The sequence below is a fragment of the Niallia sp. FSL W8-0951 genome (genome assembly GCF_038006525.1).
GTDB classification, from domain to species: domain Bacteria; phylum Bacillota; class Bacilli; order Bacillales; family Cytobacillaceae; genus Niallia; species Niallia circulans.
Genome location: NZ_JBBOVK010000002.1, coordinates 83,225 through 108,642, shown reverse-complemented (window position 1 = coordinate 108,642; position 25,418 = coordinate 83,225). Strand labels below are relative to the sequence as shown.

24 protein-coding genes are annotated in these 25,418 nt (G+C 38.0%); 23 read left to right on the top strand and 1 reads right to left on the bottom strand.

Annotated features, from left to right (window positions below; genetic code table 11):
* The first annotated feature begins 49 nt into the window (after positions 1–49).
* The 21 genes from NSS71_RS20500 (at position 50) to NSS71_RS20400 (ending at position 22,159) form a co-directional block, all read left to right on the top strand.
* Entirely contained in the window at positions 50–4,144 is a 4,095-nt protein-coding gene (locus NSS71_RS20500) for a carbohydrate-binding protein (protein WP_341151993.1), read from the top strand.
* A gap of 81 nt (positions 4,145–4,225) precedes the next feature.
* A complete protein-coding gene (locus NSS71_RS20495) occupies positions 4,226–4,693 on the top strand; it encodes a YxiG family protein (RefSeq protein WP_061801213.1) in 468 nt (155 codons plus the stop codon).
* A gap of 241 nt (positions 4,694–4,934) precedes the next feature.
* Positions 4,935–5,195 carry a hypothetical protein gene (locus NSS71_RS20490; RefSeq protein ID WP_061801212.1) on the top strand — a complete coding sequence of 87 codons (261 nt, stop codon included), beginning with the start codon at positions 4,935–4,937 and terminating at the stop codon, positions 5,193–5,195.
* Positions 5,196–5,516: 321 nt separating this feature from the next.
* Positions 5,517–5,825, top strand: coding sequence for a PTS lactose/cellobiose transporter subunit IIA (locus tag NSS71_RS20485; protein WP_341151992.1), 309 nt, complete (start codon positions 5,517–5,519; stop codon positions 5,823–5,825).
* Between the two features lie 58 nt (positions 5,826–5,883).
* Entirely contained in the window at positions 5,884–6,204 is a 321-nt protein-coding gene (locus NSS71_RS20480) for a PTS cellobiose transporter subunit IIB (RefSeq protein ID WP_047943302.1), read from the top strand.
* A gap of 165 nt (positions 6,205–6,369) precedes the next feature.
* A complete protein-coding gene (locus tag NSS71_RS20475; RefSeq protein ID WP_341151991.1) occupies positions 6,370–6,873 on the top strand; it encodes a hypothetical protein in 504 nt (167 codons plus the stop codon).
* A gap of 21 nt (positions 6,874–6,894) precedes the next feature.
* Positions 6,895–8,250, top strand: coding sequence for a PTS cellobiose transporter subunit IIC (gene celB / locus NSS71_RS20470; protein WP_095259424.1), 1,356 nt, complete (start codon positions 6,895–6,897; stop codon positions 8,248–8,250).
* Positions 8,251–8,406: 156 nt separating this feature from the next.
* Complete coding sequence (locus tag NSS71_RS20465) at positions 8,407–9,843, top strand: 6-phospho-beta-glucosidase (RefSeq protein WP_341151990.1); 1,437 nt, start codon at positions 8,407–8,409, stop codon at positions 9,841–9,843.
* A 180-nt stretch (positions 9,844–10,023) separates the two neighbouring features.
* Complete coding sequence (locus NSS71_RS20460) at positions 10,024–11,949, top strand: BglG family transcription antiterminator (protein WP_341151989.1); 1,926 nt, start codon at positions 10,024–10,026, stop codon at positions 11,947–11,949.
* Positions 11,950–12,118: 169 nt separating this feature from the next.
* On the top strand, positions 12,119–12,313 hold the full coding sequence (locus NSS71_RS20455; protein ID WP_418789598.1) for a YxiG family protein: 195 nt from the start codon (positions 12,119–12,121) through the stop codon (positions 12,311–12,313).
* 212 nt (positions 12,314–12,525) lie between these two features.
* Positions 12,526–12,864 carry a PadR family transcriptional regulator gene (locus tag NSS71_RS20450; RefSeq protein ID WP_047943296.1) on the top strand — a complete coding sequence of 113 codons (339 nt, stop codon included), beginning with the start codon at positions 12,526–12,528 and terminating at the stop codon, positions 12,862–12,864.
* Between the two features lies 1 nt (position 12,865).
* The gene (locus NSS71_RS20445) at positions 12,866–13,207 is read left to right on the top strand and encodes a DUF1048 domain-containing protein (protein ID WP_047943295.1); all 342 of its coding nucleotides are present in this window, start codon (positions 12,866–12,868) and stop codon (positions 13,205–13,207) included.
* Positions 13,208–13,487: 280 nt separating this feature from the next.
* Positions 13,488–14,252 (top strand): ABC transporter ATP-binding protein, encoded by a 765-nt coding sequence (locus NSS71_RS20440; protein WP_061801208.1) that lies wholly within the window; start codon positions 13,488–13,490, stop codon positions 14,250–14,252.
* Positions 14,249–14,998: an ABC transporter permease gene (locus tag NSS71_RS20435; RefSeq protein ID WP_061801207.1), complete on the top strand. Its 750-nt coding sequence runs from the start codon at positions 14,249–14,251 to the stop codon at positions 14,996–14,998. The genes NSS71_RS20440 and NSS71_RS20435 overlap by 4 nt, the downstream gene beginning before the upstream one ends.
* Positions 14,999–15,325: 327 nt before the next feature.
* Positions 15,326–15,571: a hypothetical protein gene (locus NSS71_RS20430; protein WP_047943292.1), complete on the top strand. Its 246-nt coding sequence runs from the start codon at positions 15,326–15,328 to the stop codon at positions 15,569–15,571.
* Positions 15,571–16,920 (top strand): tripartite tricarboxylate transporter permease, encoded by a 1,350-nt coding sequence (locus NSS71_RS20425; protein WP_047943291.1) that lies wholly within the window; start codon positions 15,571–15,573, stop codon positions 16,918–16,920. The genes NSS71_RS20430 and NSS71_RS20425 overlap by 1 nt, the downstream gene beginning before the upstream one ends.
* 41 nt (positions 16,921–16,961) lie before the next feature.
* The gene (mvk, locus tag NSS71_RS20420; RefSeq protein WP_341151988.1) at positions 16,962–17,912 is read left to right on the top strand and encodes a mevalonate kinase; all 951 of its coding nucleotides are present in this window, start codon (positions 16,962–16,964) and stop codon (positions 17,910–17,912) included.
* Positions 17,913–17,934: 22 nt separating this feature from the next.
* The gene (gene mvaD, locus NSS71_RS20415) at positions 17,935–18,924 is read left to right on the top strand and encodes a diphosphomevalonate decarboxylase (RefSeq protein WP_341151987.1); all 990 of its coding nucleotides are present in this window, start codon (positions 17,935–17,937) and stop codon (positions 18,922–18,924) included.
* Positions 18,925–19,088: 164 nt separating this feature from the next.
* On the top strand, positions 19,089–20,177 hold the full coding sequence (locus NSS71_RS20410) for a phosphomevalonate kinase (RefSeq protein ID WP_061801205.1): 1,089 nt from the start codon (positions 19,089–19,091) through the stop codon (positions 20,175–20,177).
* A 3-nt stretch (positions 20,178–20,180) separates the two neighbouring features.
* Positions 20,181–21,200 carry a type 2 isopentenyl-diphosphate Delta-isomerase gene (gene fni / locus NSS71_RS20405; RefSeq protein ID WP_251688559.1) on the top strand — a complete coding sequence of 340 codons (1,020 nt, stop codon included), beginning with the start codon at positions 20,181–20,183 and terminating at the stop codon, positions 21,198–21,200.
* A gap of 464 nt (positions 21,201–21,664) precedes the next feature.
* Entirely contained in the window at positions 21,665–22,159 is a 495-nt protein-coding gene (locus NSS71_RS20400) for a MarR family transcriptional regulator (protein ID WP_285850735.1), read from the top strand.
* Positions 22,160–22,310: 151 nt separating this feature from the next.
* On the opposite strand, the gene NSS71_RS20395 is transcribed toward NSS71_RS20400, so the two are convergent.
* Positions 22,311–22,685 carry a DoxX family protein gene (locus NSS71_RS20395; RefSeq protein WP_061799944.1) on the bottom strand — a complete coding sequence of 125 codons (375 nt, stop codon included), beginning with the start codon at positions 22,683–22,685 and terminating at the stop codon, positions 22,311–22,313.
* Positions 22,686–22,998: 313 nt separating this feature from the next.
* Here NSS71_RS20395 and NSS71_RS20390 point away from each other — a divergent pair, with 313 nt between their 5' ends.
* Positions 22,999–23,691, top strand: a complete 693-nt coding sequence (locus tag NSS71_RS20390) for a TetR/AcrR family transcriptional regulator (protein WP_061799949.1) — start codon at positions 22,999–23,001, stop codon at positions 23,689–23,691.
* Positions 23,692–23,853: 162 nt separating this feature from the next.
* Complete coding sequence (locus NSS71_RS20385; protein ID WP_341151986.1) at positions 23,854–25,287, top strand: MDR family MFS transporter; 1,434 nt, start codon at positions 23,854–23,856, stop codon at positions 25,285–25,287.
* Positions 25,288–25,418: the final 131 nt, after the last annotated feature.

The window sequence follows — 25,418 nt, the reverse complement described above, 5'->3', positions numbered from 1 at the left end:
ATATGGGGAGGGGATTATCCTGAAGAAGTTAGTAAAAGTCTTACTGTGTATGAGTTTATGGCTATCTTTACCGTATGCAGCATTGGCCTACAGTAACCCGATGGATTTACCAGAATCTTGGACATGGGATAGCGGGGAGTATTATGGAGAAGGGGATCCATATATCCTAAAGCATAATGGTATTTATTATCTCTATGTTAGTACCGTAGATGATAAAAGCGGTGTGAAGGCGTGGACATCGGAAGATTTAATGAATTGGACATATGCTGGTCTTGTTACAGAAGAACCTACTACGAAGGCTGCTTATGCCCCGGAAGTTGTTTACTGGAATGGCGATTTCTATATGTATACATCTCCAGGTGGAAATGGGCATTATGTCTATAAAAGTTCAAGCCCTCTTGGTCCTTTTAAAAAACAAACCGATAACCTTGGGATGGGGATTGATGGACATGTTTTTATTGATGATGACGGCAAATGGTATTTTTATAGTACAGGATCAAATAGAATAGATGCACGCTCTATGCCAACGCCGACAGAATTTGGCAAGGCAACGGATACAGGTGCAAAAATGAATGGCTGGACAGAAGGGGCAACCGTACTGAAAAGACATGGCAAATACTATATGACTTATACAGGGAACCATATTTGGAATAAAGCATACCGTATTGACTATGGAGTAAGTGATTCTCCTAATGTTGGTTTTACAACGAATAAAGAACAGAACCCACTTTTACTAAACACAGAAGGGGAAAATGTAGGTTTAGGTCATAACACAGTTGTGCGAGGACCAGACCTTGATTCCGACTATATCGTCTATCATAGTCATGCGAACCCAGGGCGTAACATAAACTTCGACCGCATTGCATGGAATGGCGAGAAAATGCTCGTGTTAGGGCCGACAACTTCTGAACAGTCTGATCCTGCTTTACCGGATTTTAGTGATCGTTTTAATCGAACCGAACTTGGAGCAGATTGGAAAAATGTAAATGGAGGGAAATGGAGTATCACGAAAGATACTTCTAATTGGCTGGAACAGAAGAAATTGGGTGATGCAAAATGGTCACGACAAGTGAGTAAGACATCTACAGATAAGGAATATACGGCAGAATTCAATCTGAAAATGGTAGAAAAAGGGGAGAGTGAAAATCCGCGACTTGGTGTAGTTTTCTCCTATAAGGATGAAAAGAACTACGGAACAGCTGTCCTAAGCTCGAAGCATAATCGATTGGAAACTAATTTTGTTGTGGATGGTGAGGAACAAGGCTGGGAGTATGCAGATCTGCCAGAAGGCTATGATTACACAAAGCTACATCAATTGAGAGTAGAAAGGTCGGGAGATACATTTAGAATCTATGTTGATGGCATGCAAAAGCAAACACGAGAAGTTCGAAACATTGGGGCTGGCAGCATCGGCTATGCCACATCAGATGTACATGGAGCATTTGCCTATACAGCTTTTAGAAATAAAGTTGACGGCAGCAATGTCTTTGATGCGTACAAGCCTTTACCGGGGACAATTGAGGCTGTTCATTATAATGCTGGAGGTGAAGGTATCGGCTATCATGATAAAACAAGGAAAGAAGCAGTTAATGCCTACCGCCAAGATTATGTAGATATTGCTGACGATTCTGACGGCAGTTATTATATTGAATCAAATGAAAAAGGCGAATGGCTGAAATATAATGTGAATATTGCCGAAGAAGGCTTATATAATCTGGATTTACGAGTTGGCGAATCCTCCAAAGATGCCAAGATAAGGATCTTGTTAGATGGAAAGTCGGATATAACGGGGGATGTAAGTATTCCGCAATCAACGGATTGGAGAATGTTCTCGATCGAAAAGCTGAAACTACCAAAAGGAAAGCATACGCTAACGATTGAAGTGGTAAAGGGTTCGTTTGATTTTTCAAGCTTTAAAGTACAAGGCTATAAAGCAGTTGATGTATTATATGACGATTTTAATGATGGGGATGCTGAAGGATGGGATGAAGTCGAGGGGACATGGAAAGTTGGTCCTTTTGAAGAGCAAAATATTGATTTCGATGAGTATAAACAGGTTCCTGGGGTAATAAATGCAGCCTATTACAATACTGGTGGGGAAGGAGTTGCCTATCATGATACGACACCAGAAAATATTGGTGGAGTATTTAGAAGAGATTCAGTAGATATCCGAACCAATCCAGAAGGCGGCGGCTATGCTGTTGGGTGGAATCAGACTGGTGAATGGCTGAAATACAATGTAAATGTTCAAGAAGCTGGCACATACAATCTTAAGCTTTATGCTGCAACAACTTTTACAAGTGCAAAGGCGCGTCTATGGTTAGATGATAAAATAGATTTAACCGGCGTATTTGATGTTCCTGCTACTGGCGGCTGGAACAATTGGCAGGCTGCCATTAAAAATGGAATTACGTTGCCTAAGGGAAATCATACTTTGAAACTAGAATTCGTAGAAGGGGAATTTGACTTTACGAAAATGGAATTGTCTTCATTTGATGTTCATCGGTCGCTACCTGGGCTCATTGAAGCGGAAGACTATAACAACGGTGGGCAAAATGTAGCTTATTATGATAAGTCGGAAGGAAATAGTGGGGGACAGTACCGTAATGACGATGTGGACATTCGAAAAACTACCGCAGGGGATTATGCAGTTACCTCGATTGAGACGGATGAATGGTTAACATATGATGTGAATATTTTAGAAGAAGGAAGTTATGGTCTTGATTTATTTGTTTCCTCTGTAAAGGATGGATCGAAAGTAAAGCTTCTGTTAGATGATAAGCTAGATTTAACGGGAGAAATTAATCTGCCGAAAACGGGCAGCGTGGACAGTTGGAAGACTGTATCACTAGAGGATATAACATTGCCAGCAGGGCAGCATACGTTAAAAGTAGTTGCTGTAGAAGGTGGCTTTGAGCTTTCGAAATTTATGTTCCACCAATTTGATCAGTATAAAAAGCTGCCAGGCAGAATAATGGCGGCAGATTATATTACTGGTGGTGAAGGTGTTGCCTATCACGACAACACCATTGAAAATATTGGGGGAGAGTATCGCCAGGATGCAGTCGATATCCGTGTGAATCCGGAAGGTGGCTACAATGTTGGCTGGAATCAAACAGGAGAATGGCTGAAGTATAATGTCGATATCGCAGAAGAAGGCAGCTATGATTTAGCCATAAACGTAGCTACAACATTTAAAGATAGTCAAATCCGATTATGGCTTGATGATTCGATTGATTTGACAGGTGTTATTGATGTCCCTAGCACTGGCGATTGGAATAATTGGCAAAGCGTTATTAAGAAAAATGTTTCCTTACCAGCAGGACAGCATACGATTAAAGTAGAAATAGTAAAAGGCGAATTTGACTTCTATTATTTTGAATTCCTAGAGGAAATCGAAGTACCAGAGCCACAAATAATAGGCGAGTACAATGCAAGTAGCGAAACCTTTGCAAAATCAGTTATCGGTGAAAAAGAGTGGAAGGATTACATTATTGAAGCAGATGTTAAAGTGGCTGAAGGATCCGGAGACGGAGGAGTCATTTTCCGAGTAAATAATCCAGCAAACGGAATTGAGTATAGCCAAAATAATGCTGATTTTATGCAAGGATATGTGGCCTATATAAATGAAGACGGCGTCCATCTTGGAAAGCAAAATTATAATTGGGTGTATCTTGATGGTGCCTCGATCACAGACCCACAAGCTGCTTGGCATCATATGAAAATTGAAGTGATTGGGACAACAATTAAAGTATATGTGGATGATATGGCGACACCAAAGATTAATTTTACGGACAATAGCCGTACTGCCTTTACGCAAGGGAAAGTAGGGGTAAGGTCCAATTATAATAATACCAAGTTTGATCATTTCTTAGTTAGACCGTATCAAGTAGATCATACGTCCATTCAAACATTACTCGATATGTACAAGGAATCAGGTGAATTAAAGGATAGTCTTTATAAGAGCTTAAGCAATAAATTAAAGCAATCCCAAAAACACCTAGAGAAAGGAAAAAACGATCAAGCGATTAAATTTCTGCAAGATATGATCAAGCTGCTTCATAACGATAAAAAGGAAAAATTACCTGCTGATAAAAAGGAAGTATTGAAGGCGGATATAGAAAGATTGATAGAGCAATTGTAAAGTGGGTGTCAGGCACCGTAAAAAGACAATTGTCTTTTGATGGTGCCTGACACCATTTTATAAAGAAGAGAGGGAACATAGGTGCAAGATAAAATGAATACAGAAAGAAAATTACAACATTTTTTTTCGGAAATAGAGTCTCTGGCTATTATTGACTTGAATATTAATTACCTGAAAGAAACTATTACCCTTAAATTAATGGGTGATAGAAATCGCAATTTGATTAATATTACGTTTAAACAAGTGTTGTCTTATTATGTATTTCAGGAACCTGCTTATGATACTTTTAGACTAAATGAGTTTGATGAAGAGTCCCATTTATTATTATCAGAATCAAGCTATTTTCCTCAAGGATTTGGTAAAATAATGATTGAAAGCCTTCATAGTGAATTAAAAGCAATAGAAACACTTTCATCAACTACAAATTTTTACTTTCAAGTTAATGATAAGGACTATTTCTTTATTGAAGCTAACGCATTAATTATTAATGAAGAAGAGTATAAAAATTTGATTATTGATGATTCAGAATTAAAAATACCAGTTGATTGAAATCCTTGGACCATTAGGACTGCTTTTCTTAAAAATTTATATACGAAGAATTGCTGTCAAAATATATGAAGAAACAAATGCTAGATGCTTTGACTAAAGCATTTAATGGATTTTAACGCATATCTTAGTGAGATGCTGTTAGAGTATTTTGTAGTATTTTAATTGAAACTTAGCATAAAACTCAATGGATATATTTGTATACTAACTGTGAATTAAAGGACCAAAAAAAGTGGAGTGAACGATGAATAAAACTCAACCGTGGTATCTTCGTGATAAACTACTCTGGGCAATTTGCGTTATTGTACCACCGATTGCGTACATAATTATAACAGCTAATAAAAATAAGCTTACACATGAAAAGTATTTAGAGCATTTGACTTTAGCAACTATCATTCTTAGTATTTGGCTACTAAAGTTCGCTCCTGGAAATTTCCGTTTTGCCGCTTTGTTGACTATTATAATTGCATTGGTTTTACATCGAATTAAAAAAAGAAAAAAATAGAAGTGGGTGTCAGGCACCGTAAAAAGACAGTTGTCTTTTTGTAGTGCCTGACACCCATTTTTCGTTTTTATGGTAATGGTTTCCGTTGCGCAAAGGAAAGAGTTTAAATTAACTTTAAATTAAATTAGGTATAGTATGTAGATAAGCAGTTGATAGCAAGAGATGAAATCGCTAACAAATCATTTTTAGTCATCCAGATTAGTCTCTTAATCTTTTAAGCTAGCAAGTGAAAGAGACTTAAGTGGAACGTACTGTTAGCTTTATCTCTACTGCTAATAGGAGAATTGGTGCACATATTTTTTTACGTAAGGGTGGATTAGCATGAACTTAGAGGAAATTAGTTTTCAAATTATTTTAAATGGAGGAAATGCTCGAGGTTTAGCAATGGAAGCAATAAATGATGCTAAAAGTGGCGACTTTTCTTTAGCAGAGCAAAAACTGGATGAAGCAAATGAAGCCATGCGCTTAGCTCATCGCTTTCAAACAGATTTGATTCAAGGGGAAGCTCGTGGAGAAAAATTTGAAATTCGGTTATTGCTTATCCATGCGCAAGATCATTTAATGAATGCCATGACTGTTGTCGATATGGCAAAGGAATTCATAGAACTTCATAAGAAACTACCTAACTAAGCTGGGAATTTGTTTGATTTTAATCAAAAAATCTTATTAATTATTGGAGGAATATAAAATGAAAAAAGCCCTAATTATTTGTGCAGCTGGTATGTCATCATCACTAATGGCCAAAAAGACAACGGAGTTTTTTAAATCAAAAGGTCAGGATATTGTATTAGATGCTATATCTGCAAATGAAGGCGGTAAGATGATTGAGAAGGGTGAATTTGATTTATATTTAGTAAGCCCGCAAACAAAGATGTATTTCAATAAGCTGAAAGAAACAGGGGATCGTGTAGGAAAGCCGGTTGTTAACATACCACCACAAGCGTATGTTCCAATTCCGATGGGGATTGAAAAATTAGCAAACGTAATTTTACAAGAACTTCCGAACTAAGGGGTTAATGGATAGAAAGAGAAGGAAGCTACTTTAGTTTTTCCCTTTCTACGATGGAGTCCGTTCAATCTAATTTTCACTACAAAAAATGAAAGCGGTATCTATTGATGGTTTGATAATAAATGAAGAAGCAAATAGCGAAGAACAAGAGAAGGAGGGATTCATATGAATGATGAACAAAGAGCCTTGCTAGAAAAGCAAAGAAAGAAACAAAGTATAAAAACGATGTATTTTAATCGGTATTTACTTGTTCGTTATGTAACTGCCCTATTCTTTTTTACCAATTTATATTGGTTTATTTCATTGGTGCTAAGTGATTCAAAGTTATTCTTTATTCCTTTCGTATTATTGTTCTTTATGGTAGCTAGTGTTGTGGAGCAAGTGAAGATTTACAGCAGTCCTAGCCATCATCCTAAATTTACCAAATACAGTTTTACGGCATTGCTCGCTGCAAATGTAATTTGTATAGTGCCTGCTTGTTTTTCTTCTCCTTTTGCTTTGCTTTATCCGTTCTTAATTAATCAAGATGAATCAAGAGTGTTCATTCTAACTATTTTAATTTTGGGGATATTATTAGCTGCTTTCATGCTAAAACGTTTGCACAAGATTTGTCTAAATGAAGATAAACACTATAGCCGCATTAAACTATATGAGAAAGTTATTAATTAACCATGGAAAAGAGGAGTTTATATGTCAGTAGAAAATAAAGTATTTGCTCTTTTTGAAAAATATCTCATGGGTCCAATGGGGAAAGTTGCCTCCTTCCGTTTTGTGCGGGCAGTAATGGCAGCAGGGATGGCTTCCATTCCCTTTACTATCGTTGGTTCTATGTTCCTAGTATTGAATGTATTGCCGCAGACACTTACTTTTTTAGAAGGTTTTTTTAATAGTACTTTCTTTAAGATTAGTGATTTGTATATGTTAGCAAATAAATCAACAATGGGAATATTAGCACTCTATTTTAACCTTGTCATCGGATATGAGTATACGAAAATTATTGCTGAAGAAGATAACTTAAATTTAAACCCGTTAAATGGTGCTTTACTATCTATGTTTGCCTTCTTTATGACCATTCCTATGCTCGTAATAGACGGTGGGAAAATCTCGCTCATTCATCAAATAGATGATGAAACAACCATTGTAAATGGCTGGCAGATGGTTGGGGATGGTGTGAGTCGGTTAGGTACTACAGGTATTTTTGCAGCAATTATTCTCGGGATTATCGCCGTACAGTTATATAGATTGTGTGTTAAACAAAATTGGGTGATTAAAATGCCTGAAGCAGTACCGGAGGGGGTATCTAGATCCTTTACAGCATTAATTCCAGCCTTTTTAGTGGCTGTCGTTATCTTGGCTATTAATGGGATTCTAGTTGCATTAGGTACAGATATTTTCAAAGTAGTAGCTGTTCCATTTAGCTTCGTTGTGAATTTAACAAACAGCTGGTTAGGAATCATGGTGATTTATTTCTTAATCCATGCCCTTTGGATTGTAGGAATTCATGGCGCCAATATTATTGGTGCATTCTTAACACCTATTGTTCTTTCTAATATGCAGACAAATTTAGAGGGAGGGAATATTCCCTTTGCTGGTGAATTCCAGAACTCATTTGTCATTATGGGTGGATCTGGAGCAACTATAGGATTGGTGTTCTTCATTGCCTTTTTAGCTAAGTCACAGCAATTAAAGATATTAGGAAAAGCATCGCTTGCACCTGGTATTTTCAATATTAATGAACCATTATTGTTCGGTCTGCCAATTGTTTATAATCCATATTTGGCAATCCCATTCTTCTTAGCACCAATGGCTTCGGCTTCGATTGGGTATTGGGCGATCAAGCTGAAATTTGTTGATGCGATCATTGCACAAGTACCTTGGCCATCGCCAATTGGTATTGGAGCATTTATTGGTACAGCGGGAGACTATATGGCGGTAATTGTAGCACTAATTTGCGGTATTGTAGCATTCTTGGTTTGGTTCCCATTTATTAAAATGTATGATAACAAGTTAGTGATACAAGAAAAAGGCGGAGAATCAGTATTATAATCTAATAATTAAATTTGGAGAAACGGATACTTACACGAAAGTAGTTGTCCATCATAGCTCTAAGCATTTAACAGGAAGAAGGCGGTTCTCCAAGAAACGATAGACCGCTTTCTTTTTTTATTAATAACTTAATAACTTAAATGGAGGAAACTTATTATGTCAAAAACAGCATTGCCAGAGAATTTCTTATGGGGTGGAGCAGTTGCGGCTCATCAGCTTGAAGGTGGCTGGAATAAAGGCGGAAAAGGTGTAAGTGTTGCAGATGTAATGACAGCAGCAAGACATGGTGTCGCCCGTCAGATTACAGATGGTGTGCTAGAAGGATACAATTATCCAAACCATGAAGCAATTGACTTTTATTCACGCTACAAGGAAGATATTAAACTATTTGCAGAAATGGGATTTAAATGTTTCCGTACATCTATTGCTTGGACAAGAATTTTTCCAAATGGAGACGAGGCAGAACCAAATGAAGAAGGACTGCAATTCTATGATGATTTATTTGATGAGTTATTAAAACATAATATTGAACCAGTCATTACACTCTCTCACTTTGAATTACCATATCATCTTGTAAAAAAATATGGTGGATTTAGAAATAGAAAGTGTATCGATTTCTTCGTTAAATATGCGGAAACGGTATTAAAACGCTACAAAGATAAAGTAAAGTATTGGATGACATTTAATGAAATCAATAACCAAGCAGATACAAGCATGGATTTCGCGAGCTTCACTAATTCAGGAATTAAATATGAGGAAGGGGAAAATCGGGAGCAGACGATGTATCAAGCCTCTCTTTATGAACTAATTGCAAGTGCAAAGGTAGTGAAGATTGGCAGGGAAATCAACCCTGATTTTAAAATTGGCTGTATGCTTGCCATTGTACCTGTTTATCCATATTCCTGTCATCCCGATGATGTTATGTATGCGGCAGAAGCAATGCATAATCGCTGGTTCTTTGGCGATGTACATGTTAGAGGAGAGATTCCTAATTATACGAAGAAATATTGGGAACGCAATGGTTTTGAAATGGATATTACGAAAGCGGATGAAGAGATTCTCAAAGAAGGTACCGTAGATTATATTGGTTTTAGTTATTACATGTCTAAAGTAGTGAGTAGTCGTGAAGTCGAAGGCAGTGAATCTGATGGCGAATTCGGCCACGTTGTTCGCAATCCTTATGTAGAAGCGAACGATTGGGGCTGGCAAATAGATTCCGTAGGACTTCGCTATTCATTAAATGCTCTATATGAAAGATATAATATTCCCTTATTTATTGTGGAGAATGGTCTAGGAGCAAGGGATACGGTGGAAGAAGATGGATCAATTAATGATGAGTACCGAATTCAATATTTCCGTGATCATATTGCTGAAATGAAAAAGGCAGTCGAATTAGATGGTGTTGACTTAATCGGCTATACACCATGGGGCTGTATTGATTTAGTTAGCGCGGGAACAGGTGAAATGGAAAAACGTTACGGCTTTATTTATGTAGATAAAGATAATGAAGGAAAAGGTTCTTTAGCAAGAAGTAAGAAGAAATCATTTGATTGGTATAAACACGTTATTGAAACAAATGGGGAAGAACTTTGATCTTTTTCGAAGGCATGCCTTCTGTTGTACCTATTAATCTAGCTAGTAGGTCAGGATTTGCTTTCATAGTCTAAATGGAGTTTGCTTTAAACTCCATTTTTTCCTATGTACTGAGCTTAAATGTATAATTTAGTAAGTTGAGTAAAAATGGTCCAATGAATGGACAATGAAGGGAGCTGATTGAAATTGGCTTTACTATCAAGCCGGCAGAAAGATATCTTATTTCTTTTATCAGAATCAAAGGAGCCTGTAACATCAGACTGGATGGCTAAAGAATTGGGTGTCAGTGATCGGACTATTCGAAAAGAAATAAAATTGATGCAGGACACGACAGAGTCATGCGGGACCATAATAGATTCCATTAGAGGAAAAGGCTATGTACTGAATATCGTTAATCCTGCCTTATTTTCCAATACTATTCAGGAACATTTTAATGATAAAAAAAAGCTAGTGGATGATTTTGCAGATAAAAATACGAGAGTTATCTATATTTTAAAGCGTTTATTTCTAGAAAAGGATTTTATTAAACTAGAAAACTTTACAGATGAACTGTTTATATCGATGTCTACCTTGAATAATGATTTAAAAGTAGTGAAGGAGATTCTAGATAAATATAACTTGAAATTAATAAACCGGCCACATTATGGCTCTAAAGTGCATGGTGATGAATATATGAAACGGTTATGTTTATCCAATTTCTTATTAAGTCGTAATCAAGAGACATTTGTTAAAGAAGACTCTCTGCAGCTTATTGATCAGAGTCTTTTAAAAAAGATTAAAGAGGTTATCATACAAAAGGTGATTAAATATAAGATTGATATATCTGATATCTCTTTGGAAAACCTAGCTACACATATAGCGATTGCATGCAGAAGAATTCAGGAAGGCTTTGTAATAGAAGAGTTAACAGATGTTCTAGTGGAAGAGTATCCATTTGAAAAGATAGTAGCGGATGAGATTATTAGTAAAGTAGAAGAGTTTACTGGTCTAACGTTTCCTAATACAGAAATAAATTATATTATTGTTCATTTACTTGGAACGAAGCTCTTGCTTAAAAGAGAGCTAGTCGAATTTAGTAAGTTTGATGAGGCGGGGACGATCATAAATGAGATGATAGAAAGACTGCGCACTGAATTGAATTGGGACTTTCGCCAAGATCGAGAGTTTATCCAAGCTTTAACCTTGCATATCCGCCCTGCCATGAATCGATTGCGTAATAAAATGAGTATACGTAATCCTTTACTAAATGATATAAAGAGGAAATACCCTGCTGCCTTTGAAGGAGCTATCATAGCCAGCAAATGTATAGAGGAGTACTTAGGGATGGAAGTGGTAGAAGATGAAATTGCTTATATCTCTCTTCATATAGGTGTTGCGCTCGAACGATTAGAATTAGAGAAGAAGAAAAGGAAAAAAGCAATCATCGTTTGTGCATCAGGTGTGGGGAGTGCTAAGTTACTGTATTATCGCTTGCAAAATAGATTTGAACAAGAACTGGAAATAATAGATACCATTAATTATTATAATTTATCCTCATATGACCTGACGGATATTGAGTTAATTATTAGCACCATTCCGATAAGGGAAGATTTTGGGATACCAGTCCAAGTGGTGAATACTTTCTTAGAGGACAAGGATATACGATCTATTCATGACCATCTAAAAGCTGCTTCTTATAAGGTAGGGAATTACTTAGATGCATCTAGAATTTATCTTCAATTAGACCTGCAAGATAAAGAAAGCATCATAGAATTTCTAAGTAAGGAGTTATACCAATTAAATCTTGTACCAGCAGACTATATGAATCTTGTTTTAGAAAGAGAGGCAATAGCCCCGACTAGCTATGGGAATCTCGTGGCTGTTCCCCATCCCTTGGTTCCCGTAACGCAAGAAACTTTTTGGACAGTGTGCACATTGAAAAATCCAGTCCAATGGAATGAGCAGCAGATGGTTCAGTTTGTCTGCCTATTAAATATTAAAGAAGGAACACATAGTGAATTGGATGGCATGTTTAAAAAGCTAATTTCTATTATCGAAAATAAGGCGATTGTGCAAAAAATCATTAAAAGTAAAGAGGCGGATGAGTTAATAGAGTTACTAAATTGACGAATAAGATCATACTTTGTATTGGTTAATTAAAATTAATATGACGTTTAAACAAGTCAAGTCTTATTATATTTATCAAGAACCAGAATCATGATACGTATAGACTGAATAACTAATTTTGATGAGTCTCATTTATTATTAACAGAATTAAGCTATTTTCCTCAAGGATTTGGAAAAAATTATGATTGAAAGCCTAAATAGTGCATTAAAAGAAATGGAAACACTTTCATCTACAACAAATTTCTATTTCCAAGTCAATAATAAAGACAACTTCTTTATTGAAGCAAGCTGTTTAAGTATAAATGGGAAAGAGTATAGAAACTTGATTACAGATGATAAAGAATTAAAGAAACTATTATATTGAATTTTTATCCTTCAGAGCTGAGATTTTCAAAATAATCTTAGCCTTTTCTTTTCATATGACATACCATCATAAAGAAATCTCTTTGCGTCTTGACAAACAAATCTAATATGTATTATTATATACCAGTAATAAGTAATACTTGATATCTGTAACACAATGTACTGATGATGCATAGTATTGAAATATAAAATAACTGTAAGTGAGGTGGAAATGTGGAAAATATTACAGAGATGTTGAAAGGAGTGCTTGAGGGGTGCGTGCTTGAGATTATAAGCCGTGGGGAAACTTACGGATATGAAATCACGCAGCAGCTGCGAGAGCTTGGTTTCACGGATGTAGTAGAAGGGACTGTTTATACGATTACCATGCGGCTGGAGAAAAACAATTTAGTTGATATCGAGAAGAAGCCGTCCACTATGGGGCCGCCAAGAAAATTTTACAGGCTGAATGCAGATGGCCAAGAGCAGCTTAAAATGTTTTGGGAAAAATGGGAGTTTGTATCAAGCAAAATTAATGAACTTAAAACAAAAAAAACAAAGGAGATGTTGTAATATGAGTATATTTGAAAAAATAATTGGCAGTCTGGAAGAAAAACGGGAATGGAAGGCGATGGAGACACGTGCAAAAGCACTTCCAGGTGAATATAACAGCGCTTATAAAGCGATCCAAAAATATATCTGGAATGCTGGTGGTGGTCCCACTGACTGGGAGGGCAGCAGTCGCATTTTTAACGGTATTCTCGATCTCTTCGAGGCAGGAGCAGCTGAAGGAAAGAAAGTTACTGACCTTACGGGTGAGGATGTGGCAGCTTTTTGCGATGAGCTAGTGAAGGGTGAACAAACTTGGAATGATAAGTATCGTAAAAAATTAAATGATACTATTGGTCGAGGATAACCGCAACTGCCTATTGAAGTTTAGGTCCAATGATGTAAATCCCAAAAATTTGGTTGAATTAGCTCCATCCGCAGTATCATGAATAAATGCAACATGAAACGTTTAAGCAAGAGTAAACGAAAAAGCTAGTATCGACTGAATGGTTGTTGCCAAGGTGAATTATTAACTATTCAGTTATTTTTTTGCTTTGGTAGTAAGTATTACAGAATATCAGTTAGACTAAGTAGATGTATGTAGACAAGATAGTTTTAGGAGAGCACTTCTATAAGGAGGGAAAAGCATGAGCAAAACAGTAATTTCTGTAAAGGGTTTAAAGAAATCCTTTAACGACAAAGAAGTATTAAAGGGGATAGATTTTGAGGTGAGGCGTGGCGAAATTTTTGCATTGCTAGGTTCAAATGGAGCGGGCAAAACGACGATAGTCAACATTCTCTCCACGTTGATGAAACCTGATGATGGAAAAGGAAGTATAGGTGGTTTTGACATCCAGCGTCAACCAGATAATGTTCGTCAAAGCATCAGCCTGACAGGGCAGTTTGCAGCATTAGACGGCATGCTTACTGGTCGTGAAAATCTAATCATGGTTGCAAAGCTGCGGGGAGTTTCTAATCCAGTCCAAGCTGCTGACCATCTTCTTGCTAGGTTTAGCCTGACCGACACAGCCAACCGGCGGGCAGACCAATATTCGGGCGGGATGAAGCGTAGACTTGACATTGCCATGAGTTTAATCGGAAAGCCGTCTGTCATTTTTCTTGACGAACCAACGACAGGTCTTGATCCTGAGGCGCGGATGGAAGTTTGGGATACAGTCAAGGAGCTTGCGGGCGGTGGTACGACCATCTTGTTAACGACTCAGTATTTGGAGGAAGCGGAACAGTTGGCAGACCGTATTGCCATCTTGCATGGCGGAAAGATTATCACTACTGGTACTCTGACTGAACTTCAAGAGATGTTTCCACCAAGAAAAGTGGAGTATATCGAGAAACAGCCGACGTTGGAGGAAATTTTCCTCGCAATAATTGGAAAAGGAGAGAAATATAAATGAAAAGTAAAACATGGGTATTACTAGGACGGTTAATGCGCAATATTATGCGCAGCCCAGACACGATAATCACAGTGGCGCTTACGCCGATTATGATGATGCTGCTGTTTGTCTATGTATTTGGTGGTGCAATAGAAACTGGTACGGATAACTACGTCAATTATTTACTGCCAGGCATTCTGCTGATGGCAATCGCATCCGGTGTTGCTTACACTTCGCTGCGGTTGTTTACGGATGTGAAAAGCGGGCTGATGGCACGCTTTGTTACAATGCCTATTAAACGTTCTTCGATATTATGGGCGCACGTATTGACTTCAATTATTTCCAATATGCTTACTGTCGCGGTCGTTATCCTCGCTGCGCTTTTGATGGGATTTCGTTCCAATGCGGCTATTATAGATTGGGTTGTGATAGCTGGAATACTTGGACTATTTACACTTGCACTAACATGGCTAGCAGTCATTCCTGGCTTAAGAGCAGGAACTATTGAAGGAGCTACAGCTTATTCATACCCGCTGATTTTCCTGCCGTTTATCAGTTCAGCCTTTGTCCCTACCGAAACCATGCCTAAGCTTATCCGTATGTTCGCAGAGAATCAGCCTGTTACCTCCATTGTAAATGCCATTCGTGCTCTTTTGTATGAAGGCACCGTTAGAAATGATATCTGGATAGCTCTTGGCTGGTGTGTCGGTATCATGGCTATCGCTTATTTTTTCGCTAATAGAGCATTTAAACGTCAGTTAGGGTAACTAACCTAGGGAAGGGATAATGGCTGCTTGCGATTAATTAACCTTAAGAACGATGAATTCACATTAATGATTAAATGTGGTTCATCGTTTTTGTTTTTGAAAAAGAGGTTTCTTTCATATAAAAATATAGAGAAATTGGAGTATCTGAATAAATAATGGTTATAGCATTTACTATTTGTGGTATAACAACCATGAATACATATTTAATTTTCGGAATTTAATTGAGAATCATTTTCAACAGTTGGGATTTAGTGTATAATCTTCGTGGGGAAGCGGAACCTAACAGTATGCTCATTTACGCTCATTAAATACAAGGAGTTTGATTGTATGGAAAATAAACATAATCAAGATGAGAACGATAATATTGAGGTCTGGGAGGATCTCATCAATATAAAAGATTTAGTGATCGCACTAATAATTTGTAGTATAACGACTATGGGTGCCTATTTTATTGCACCAAATGAGGCACCAAAGCCATTGTTTTTTGGACTCGGCGGTGCCATTATCGGTTTTATTATCTGTAGTTTTATCATTAAGCCAAAAAGAAACTTTGAAAGAACGGGAGAAAAGTAATGGATATCGTATTAATTATTGAGATGATTGCTGCAGCCGTTTTAGCAGCTGTATTGTATACCATAATTGGTGTAGCACCGGGGACAGACGAAACGGCTGTTTTAGCACCGGTAACGCTGGCAATTGTACTTGCGGGGGTAGAGCCTATTGTGGTTTTAACCTTTTTTATGTCTGCAATTGTTGCCAATAAAGTAACAGATTCCATTCCAGTCGCACTTGCTGGAATTCCAGGGGGAGTGATGGCGACCCCGATGGTAGAGCATGCCCTCGTGTTAAAAAAACATGGCATGCCAGATATCAGTATCCGCAAAATGGCATCTGGTTCTGTAATTGGGACGCTTGTAGCGGTTCCAGTGAGCTTATTGATGGCGCAAATCTTAATTCCATTTGCGGATGTTATCAAAGAATACGCAAATCCCCTCTTTTTCATTGGAGCTGTTTTACTGGCATTAATGACGAAAAATAAGCTGTTATCACTTCTAGTGATTCTGCCATTTGCCCTCTTAATAGAAGGCCTGCGCTATCTTTATTGGGGAATTGGGGTTGTACCTGAAGGAACGAATGTCTTCATATCCTTTTTCTTAGGAATTACCATTGGCCCTGTCATATTGACATTGTTTGAACTATTACATAAAGAAAAACGAGCTAGTATGCCACGATATCCAAAGAAAACGATTAGTTTTGCAGAAACGAATACCATTAAAGGTTTTCCAAGTCCTTTTAAAATATTGACCAAACAGGAAACGGGAACAAGTATGCTTGCCAGCTTTATTGGCTCTATTACCTTTATTATGAGCCCTGTCGGCATGACGATTTTCCTTGGAGAAGTATTTTCAAGTCGCATCAAGGATCCTGTGAAAAAAGCGTCAGTAGCAATTGCTTCAATGGAAGGATTGACAAATGCTACCTATATTTCTGGAACATTAATTCCCTTGATTGCGCTTGGTATCCCGTTGTCTCCAATGGCGATTGGCCCAGCAAATGCTCTCTTTAACGCACCGCCAGTGTTTACACCAGAGCATAATTTGCATCACCTCTTATCAAATGCAGATTTTGTGTGGGCAACATTAATCGGGGCCACGATTGCTCTTGTAATTACTTATTTTGTCGCCGTGAAGTATGCCAATCAAATCTGTGCCTTTGTGTTTCGTTGGGTTCCCCATGAAGCAATTCTAGGACTATTTTTTGGACTTGTGTTATTATTAGCTTTTATGGACGCTGGTTGGATAAATATTATCGGTGTACTAGTTATCGGTTTATTTGCTGGTATGCTGCACCGCTGGGGCGTCAATTATGGCGTTCAGTTTATGATCCTTTATTCAGCACCGTGGATTATTAGTTGGTTTTAAAAAATCCTAACAGATATATTTCGATGAAAGTGGGGATATCGATGCTTGAAACTCCACAAAAAATTGCGGTAGGCCGAGCACATAGCAAGCTAATTTTAATTGGAGAGCATTCGGTTGTTTATGGACAGCCGGCCATTGCTTTTCCGTTTAAACAAATAGAAGTAAAAGTAACTGTTAAAAATATAAGGGGAAGCTCGATACAAATCGAAAGCCCTTTTTATCAAGGATCAATAGAGCAAATTCCAGAAAAGATGGAGGGAATTGGTGATTGTATTATCCAGACATTAAAGGTTTTGGAGCAGCAGTCTTGCGGTATAGAAATTAAGATTTCCTCCACGATTCCGATTGGACGAGGACTAGGTTCAAGTGCGGCAATTGCAATCGCGCTTGTTCGCGGTCTTTTTGCCTTTTTCAATCAAAAGCTAAGCAACAGTCAATTAATGATTTTGGTGGAGCGGGCGGAAAAATTTGCGCATGGAACACCCAGTGGGATTGATATGATGACAGCTTCCAGCTCCACTCCGATTTGGTTTCAAAAACAGCAAGAGGTTGAACATGTGCAAATTGGCGCGCCATTTCATCTGGTTATAGCAGATAGTGGCAGGATTGGCGATACCTTTGCAGCAGTTAAATCAATCCGAGATAAGTATGAAATCAAGCCTGAGCAAATAGAGCAATCTATCACACTACTTGGCATATTAACACAAGAGACGCGAGTAGCACTGGCTGCAGGAGATTTTCAACTGGTTGGCGATAAATTAAATCAAGCACACCAGCATTTAGCTTTGTTAGGTGTAAGTGATTCAGGATTAGATGCTTTAGTAGACACAGCTCGATCTGCAGGAGCAGTCGGTGCAAAATTAACAGGCGGCGGCCGCGGCGGCTGTATTTTAGCATTAGTAGAAAGTGAGCAAATCGGAAAAAAAGTGGCTGATGCCTTACTGGAAGCTGGTGCTGCCCAAACATGGCAATACACAATAGCGGAATGCTAGTAATAATGGAGGAGTGTGGTTAATGGAAGCGATCGCTCGAGCTCACACGAATATTGCATTAATCAAATATTGGGGAAAGCGGAATACCCAATTATTTTTACCGACAAATAGTAGTTTGTCGATTACATTAGATCATTTTTACACAGAAACCAAGGTTCAGTTTTCTGACCAGTTTGAAAAGGATAGCTTGATATTAGATGGAAGCCAAGTTTCCGATCAGGAAATTGGGAAAATAACAGCCTTTCTTGATCATGTCCGGAACATTGCAGGCACAAAAGTTTTTGCAAAGGTAACATCGGTGAACCATGTGCCGACAGCTGCTGGCTTTGCTTCCTCTGCTTCGGGATATGCAGCGTTAGCTGCCGCAGCAAGTAAAGCATTACAGCTAGATTTAATAGGGACAGAACTCTCTGCTTTAGCCCGTCAAGGCTCTGGCTCTGCCTCACGCTCTATTTTTGGAGGATTTGTGGAATGGCAGAAAGGCGAGAAGACAGACGGAACGGATTCGTTTGCAACGCAAATTTTAGACGAAAAAGCGTGGGATATTAGTGTCCTTTCTGTTGTAGTGGAAGCTGGTCCTAAATCGGTATCGAGCCGAGACGGCATGCAGCGGACAGTGGAAACTTCTCCTTTCTATGCGGGCTGGTTAGCGACAGTAGATGAGGATTTACAGCAGATGAAAGAAGCGATAAATGCACGTGAATTTACAAAGCTAGGTGAAATTGCCGAAGCAAATGCAATGAAAATGCATGCTACAACGTTAGGCGCAAAGCCGCCGTTTTTATATTGGCAAAGTGCAACGCTCGATGTTATGCAACAGGTGATGGAATTGCGTCAACAAGGGCTAGAGGCTTATTTCACCATTGATGCCGGACCGAATGTAAAAGTCCTCTGTAAACCAGAGCAAGAACATATAATCAAAGAAAAACTGGCAGCGGTAGCTTCTGTTCGTGATGTAGTTGTATGTCATCCAGGACCTGGAATTCAATATTTATCTGAATGGGTGGGATAATGGTAAAATAAGAAGGAAAAGGGATCGTTAAAGAAAACTTATCTCCTTCACGGAGGAAAGTGGCATTTATCGAGTCTTTACGGACAATTTATCCATACCAGCTCTTGGAGTTACGTCCAGTTCAGCGTGGTATAAATGAGGACTTTTAAAAGGAGTGAGTCCAGATGCATGAAATAAAAGTTCCGGGCAAGCTGTTTATTGCTGGGGAATATGCAGTGCTAGAACCAGGCTATCCAGCAATCGTTGTAGCAGTTGACCGATTTATTACAGCGAAAGTGACATTTAGTGAAAAACAGATGCTGTCCTTGCCGCAAATAGGTCTTCCCCATGTTGCTTGTCGATTCGAGCATGGACAAGTTGTTTTGGAAGATACTAATGCAAAATTGGAATTTATCGAAAACACATTGGCTGTGGTTCATCAGTATTTACGAGAAAAGTCTGTTCATACGAAGCCTTTTTCACTTAGTGTTACTAGCGAATTAGATGATGTTTCCACTGGTCGGAAATATGGCCTAGGATCTAGTGCAGCAGTAGTAGTTGCGGTCGTATCCTCCATTTTAGCACTGTATCAAGATCAACTAATTGTTATGAAAAAACATATTTATAAGCTCGCTGCAATCGCTCATTATCAGACACAAGGCAGTGGATCCTGTGCAGATGTAGCAGCATCAACATATGGCGGCTGGCTTCACTATGCAGCATTTAAAGCAAGCTGGTTAAAAGGAAAGCTCGCAGACCAAGGTCCTGTTTCTGAATTGGTGGAAGAGAATTGGCCCTATCTCCAGATAGAAAAACTAGAGGCGCCCGAAGAATTAGTGCTTGCTGTCGGCTGGACAGGCAGTGCTGCGAAAACGGCTTCTTTAATAAAAAAGATTGAACCATTAAAGCAGCAAGATTCCCATATCTATCAAGGATTCCTTCAGAAAAGTCGTGATGCTGTTTCTGCAATGGTGAAAGGCTTTAAACAGAACGATTTAAAGATGGCGATGGCGAGTTTATCCGCTAACCGGTCTGCTTTATTAGAGCTAAGTCGAGAAACTGGCGGGGCAATTGAAACGACGGAATTAGAAAAGTTAATTCAAATTGCTGATCGTTATGGAGCTGGAAAATCATCTGGTGCTGGCGGCGGTGATTGTGGAATTGCTTTTACAAGTATAAACAAGCTGGAACGATTACATAAAGAATGGCTGGAGGCTGGTATCGTACCATTAGATATTCTCCCTGCAGCCAAATATAATGAGACTGGAGTTTAGAGAATGACTGATTCAATTGACAAAAGAAAAGCCCAGCATATTGAGTTGGTTTTAAATGAAAAAGTCACAGGAGATAATATTACGACTGGTCTTGAAGCGTATCGCTTTTTACATAATGCCTTGCCGGAAATTAACTTTGATGACATCACATTAAACACAGAGTTTCTCGGTAAAAAGCTGAAGACTCCTTTTTTAGTCAGCTCAATGACTGGCGGGGCTGCGATGGCGGAGACGATTAACCGAAACCTTGCAATTGCGGCAGAAGAACGAGGATGGGCCTTTGCATTAGGTTCCACAAGAGCACTGATTGAAAATGAAAAATATCGGGAATCCTTTCAAATCCGAAAATATGCACCATCCATTCCAATCATCGCCAATTTAGGAGCGGTGCAGTTTAATTATGGTTTTGGAATCGACCAGTGCAAACAAATTATCGAGATGACAGATGCAGATATGCTTGTGCTCCATTTGAATAGTATCCAAGAAATTGTGCAGCAAGAAGGTGATCGCAATTTTAAAGATCTGCTTGGAAAAATCGAGCAAGTCTGTACACAGCTAGATATTCCTGTTGGCGCAAAAGAAGTTGGTTTTGGAATCGATGGCACCATCGCGAAAAAACTGACTGATGTTGGCATCTCCTTTATTGATGTCGCAGGTGCAGGCGGTACATCGTGGAGTCAAGTAGAAAAGCTACGCTCCAAAGAGAAAATCAAGAAAATAGCAGCCGAAGCATTCAGCAGCTGGGGAATCCCAACGGCCGAATGCATTGTTTCTGTTAAGGAAGCAATTGATCAACCGATTATTGCCAGCGGTGGAATCAAAAATGGAATGGATGCCGCTAAAGCAATCGCACTAGGATCAGATATGGTTGGTTTTGCTCGTTCCATTTTAAAAGAAGCTACTGAATCACCTGAAGATCTAATCGAATTGTTTGAGACGCGAGAACTGGAATTACAGATGACAATGTTCGGAATTGGTGCAGCTACTGTTGGGGAATTGAAGGGAACAGATCGGATTAAGTAGGGACAAGGGGCCTGTCCCCCTTGTCCCTAAAGGATTGAAATTGTTGTAGTAAGGGTATATTATAAATATATAAGAATCAAACTAAAAACCAAGGAGCTAGAACTCCTTGGACAACTACTTTCGAGTGGTATGCTAAATGGTTATTTAGAAGACCCACCCTTATGCTTCCGACGGCGCGGGGTGGGTTTTCGTTTGTGCTTCTTTTTGCATGCAAAGCGATTTGCATAGCCCGCAGCAAGAGTAGTAAAAAAGATTTTAGCTACATCTTTGAGTAAGTCCAAAACGAAATCCATTTGTATGTCACCTCCTTTCCTTCTTATACAGGAAAAGAGTGTATACCACCCGCACCTATGTAGTTGTACCATTAGACAATTTAGGTAGGGAAGCAGAGACAAGGGGTTTGTCCCCCTTGTCTCTTGATGGTATTGTTGAAAGAGAAACAAAATAACAGTATAATATCATTGATGTACCAACAGGTGGGAGGACAAACCGTGACCAAAGAAGAAGAACTCATAATGAATGTCAGGGACTTATTTAATAAAATGGTCTGGCTTAATAAGAGCAAAATGATGAAAAGCCTTGAGGGACACTTGCCTTCTGAAGTGCATTGTATGGAATCCATTGAAAAAATTACAAATCCCAATGTGACAAATCTTGCGGAGTCCCTTTATATGACTAGAGGTGCTATCAGTAAATTAACGAAAAAACTTATTAAAAAAGGCCTTATCGAAAGTTATCAGAAACCGGAGAATAAAAAGGAAATCTACTTTAGGCTCACAGAACAAGGGAAAAAAATATTCAAAATACATGAAGAGCTGCATAATGAGTTTTATGAACGAGATAAAGTTATTTTTGAACAAATAACGGAGGAACAATTTGACCATATGCTTAGTCTGGTGGAAAAATACAGTAAGCATTTGGATACGGAAATAAAGAAACAAAATCTAACAATTAATTAGTTCGGATAAGAATAATGATATTATAGGCAGACCGACTCGAGTGAGAAAGGTCTGCCTTTTTTCATCGCTAAATAATTCCAATACAAAAATAGCAGTAGTCTAATAGACCACCACTATTTACCTCTGGTTTCTTGTGAGAATGAACTCTCTATTAGTTAAATCCAGGGAAATTTGCAAGATTCGAGGCATTGCTTAAAAATAAGATAAGGGCAAAAATAGCTATCACTATAATCATTATCATGTTTTTAAATGGCTCTTTAACACGTAGCATTGCCAAAGTTCCGATTATAGCAAAAATGACAGTCAGAAGTGAACCTGTTGCGATCCAGCTTCCATCCCAATAACCGATAATTAAAGCTGCTGCTGCTACTAATTCATAGCCGCCTGTGAACACCCGAAACCATTGTGGCAGTCTCAATGATTTAAATTCTTCGATAGCTGTTTTATCGCCTGTCAATTTTCTAGAACCTGCCATTAAAAACATAAATATTAAAAATGATTGCAAAATAATCGTGACAATATGCATATTTAATATCTCCTTTTGATTATTAATAGATGTAAGAACGTTATAATTTACGTTGGTTATAGCCATATCCTTTTAGGTGGAATCTGTAGGTACGATACTTGCTTCAATTCGTAGCCAGTCCTTATAAAAATAAATAGGAATTAACGGACAAAAAAGGATAGAATCGATTTGAATAGACTAAATTCGAATTAAATCTAACACCGTTAGATACTATAACATTGATTTTATAAGGTGTAAACATTTATTTAACAGTGTTAGACAATTACAGTATATTTTTGTATGATTGATTTATTAGAAATGGAGTTGCTATTAAGTGAAAGGAAAAAAAACAAAAATCACAAAAGAAAATATTATCGATGCTTCTTGGAGATTGTTGGATAAAGTAGGTATCGAGGAATTTAGTATGAGAAAGTTAGCGGTTGAATTAAATATTCAAGCCCCATCTATTTACTGGTATTTTAAAAACAAACAGAGTATTTTCCAATCACTTGCCAATGAAATTGCGAAGGAGTCTATACTTTCCACAAAATTGGACGGAGATTGGAAGGAAAAATTGACTCATTTTGCTATCGGTATAAAAGATACCTTGAGTAAATACCCTTGCTCGGCTCAATTAATAATGAGAACCATTCCAACTGAGCCTGATTACATGATATTAATTAATGAATTACTTCAAGTGGTCGATGACTTGCCAATGGAAGACGAAGATAAATTTTCTTCTATTATGTGTCTATTAAATTACGTCATCTTTTTTGAATTAGACAAGTATGAACAAAGGAAAACACAACTATTAATATTGGAAGAATTCGGTCCAAATGATGCTCAAACATTGTTTAAACGACCCTTTGAGCATTTTCCTGATAATGGTTTAAAAGTATTAAAGAGGCTGTATAATAATGATTTGTTCGAAGAAATAGGCTCTGACCGTATGTTTGAGAATGGACTTTACATTATTATATCTGGAATTGAACAGTTAATTATTAAAAACAGCACTAGTGAACAGTAAGGAAGAAACAAAAGAAAAAAATGTCAAAAGTTACAATAATAAATGAACAGACAGCCCAATTATATAAAAGGGCTGTTTTTTTATAGGTATTGTTGACAAGGAAACAAAAATGATGTTATATTTTGTTGACGAGGAAACTAAAGTCTCTGAAAGGAGAATAATATGTCAAAAGATAAAGTTAGACAATCAGGATTACCAAAAGAAATGCTGGCGGCTGCCTGGGCTCTTGCCATTGGAGCAATTGCACCAATGCTTGATTCCACCATGGTGAATATCGCCGTCGATACACTACTTAAAGATTTCCATACTACATTAAATATTGTTCAATGGTCCATCACAGGTTATGTTTTAGCCCTTGCAATGGCAGTTCCAGTATCTGGATGGTTAATGAACAAATATAACGGAAAGAAAATTCTCATTGGTGCAGTTATCGCTTTTGGGGTCATTTCTGTTCTTGCCGGAATTAGTTGGAATATTTCAGTTTTCATTTTCTTCCGCTTGCTTCAAGGGTTTAGCGCTGGTATTATTACCACACTTATGTCAACGCTCTTGGTTAAAACAGCAGGGCCAGAAAAATTGGGGAGAGTGATGGCGATAGTAAGCACACCAATGATATTAGGTCCCATTTTAGGACCCGTCATCGGAGGTTTCATTGTTCATGGTAAATCATGGCATTGGATTTTCTTCATCAATGTGTTCATTGTCTTGATTGCTGTACCGCTTATGATGAAATATATTCCAGACTATAATCCATTCAACAAAGATAGTAAACTCGATGTTTTTGGGATCATCGATTTGTCTGTAATGAGTGCAGCACTAATCTACGGAATTACGCAAGCTGCGAACCATGCATCATTCAACAATAGCGAAACAATTGTGTGGATGGGAATTGGTCTTGTTTTAGCAATTATTTATGTTGGTTATAATCGAATCAGGAAAAATCAATGTGTGCTTCCATTAAATTTGTTTTCACACAAAAATTTCTTAGTATCCAGTGTCGGTTTATTTTTAGCCAACATTGCCATCATGGGACCCATGTTAATACTTCCGTTGTATTTTCAAAACATTCGGCATTTCTCGGCATTCGAATCAGCACTTGCATTAATTCCACAAGGAGTTGGAATGCTTGTTACAAGACCAATAATCGGAATAATGATTGATAAAATTGGTGCGAAATACGTAGTCATGGTCAGTCTTGCTCTGTCACTTATCAGTTCTATTCCACTTATCTTTATCACAGACCAAACAAGCATGATTTGGATTTCAACCATATTATTTATTCGTGGTACCAGCTTTGGGGGAATCATGCTTCCATTGACAAGTGACGCTTATACGGATCTCAACAGCAATCAACTTCCAGAAGCGAGTGTCGGTATTAATATTATTGAAAATCTTGGCTCAAGCTTTGGTACAGCTATTATCGCAACCGTTGTCGCCACTGTAGCACTAGGAGTGCAGCCAACAATTATGAATGATTTAAAAGGTTACCATGCTGGATTTTTAGTATCAGCTATTGTCCTTGTATTAATCTTTATTCCAAGTTTGTTCTTAACACATAAAAGAATGTATAAAAAAGAACCTGCACTTAAACAATGAGTGCAGGGACAAGGGGTTTGTCCCCTTGTCCCTCTAATTAAATAGATAAATACCCAAAAACCCTTGACATAAAAGTGGTGTAAATGGTAGGTTATAAAACGTAATGATTACGATTTATAAAATACATAGAG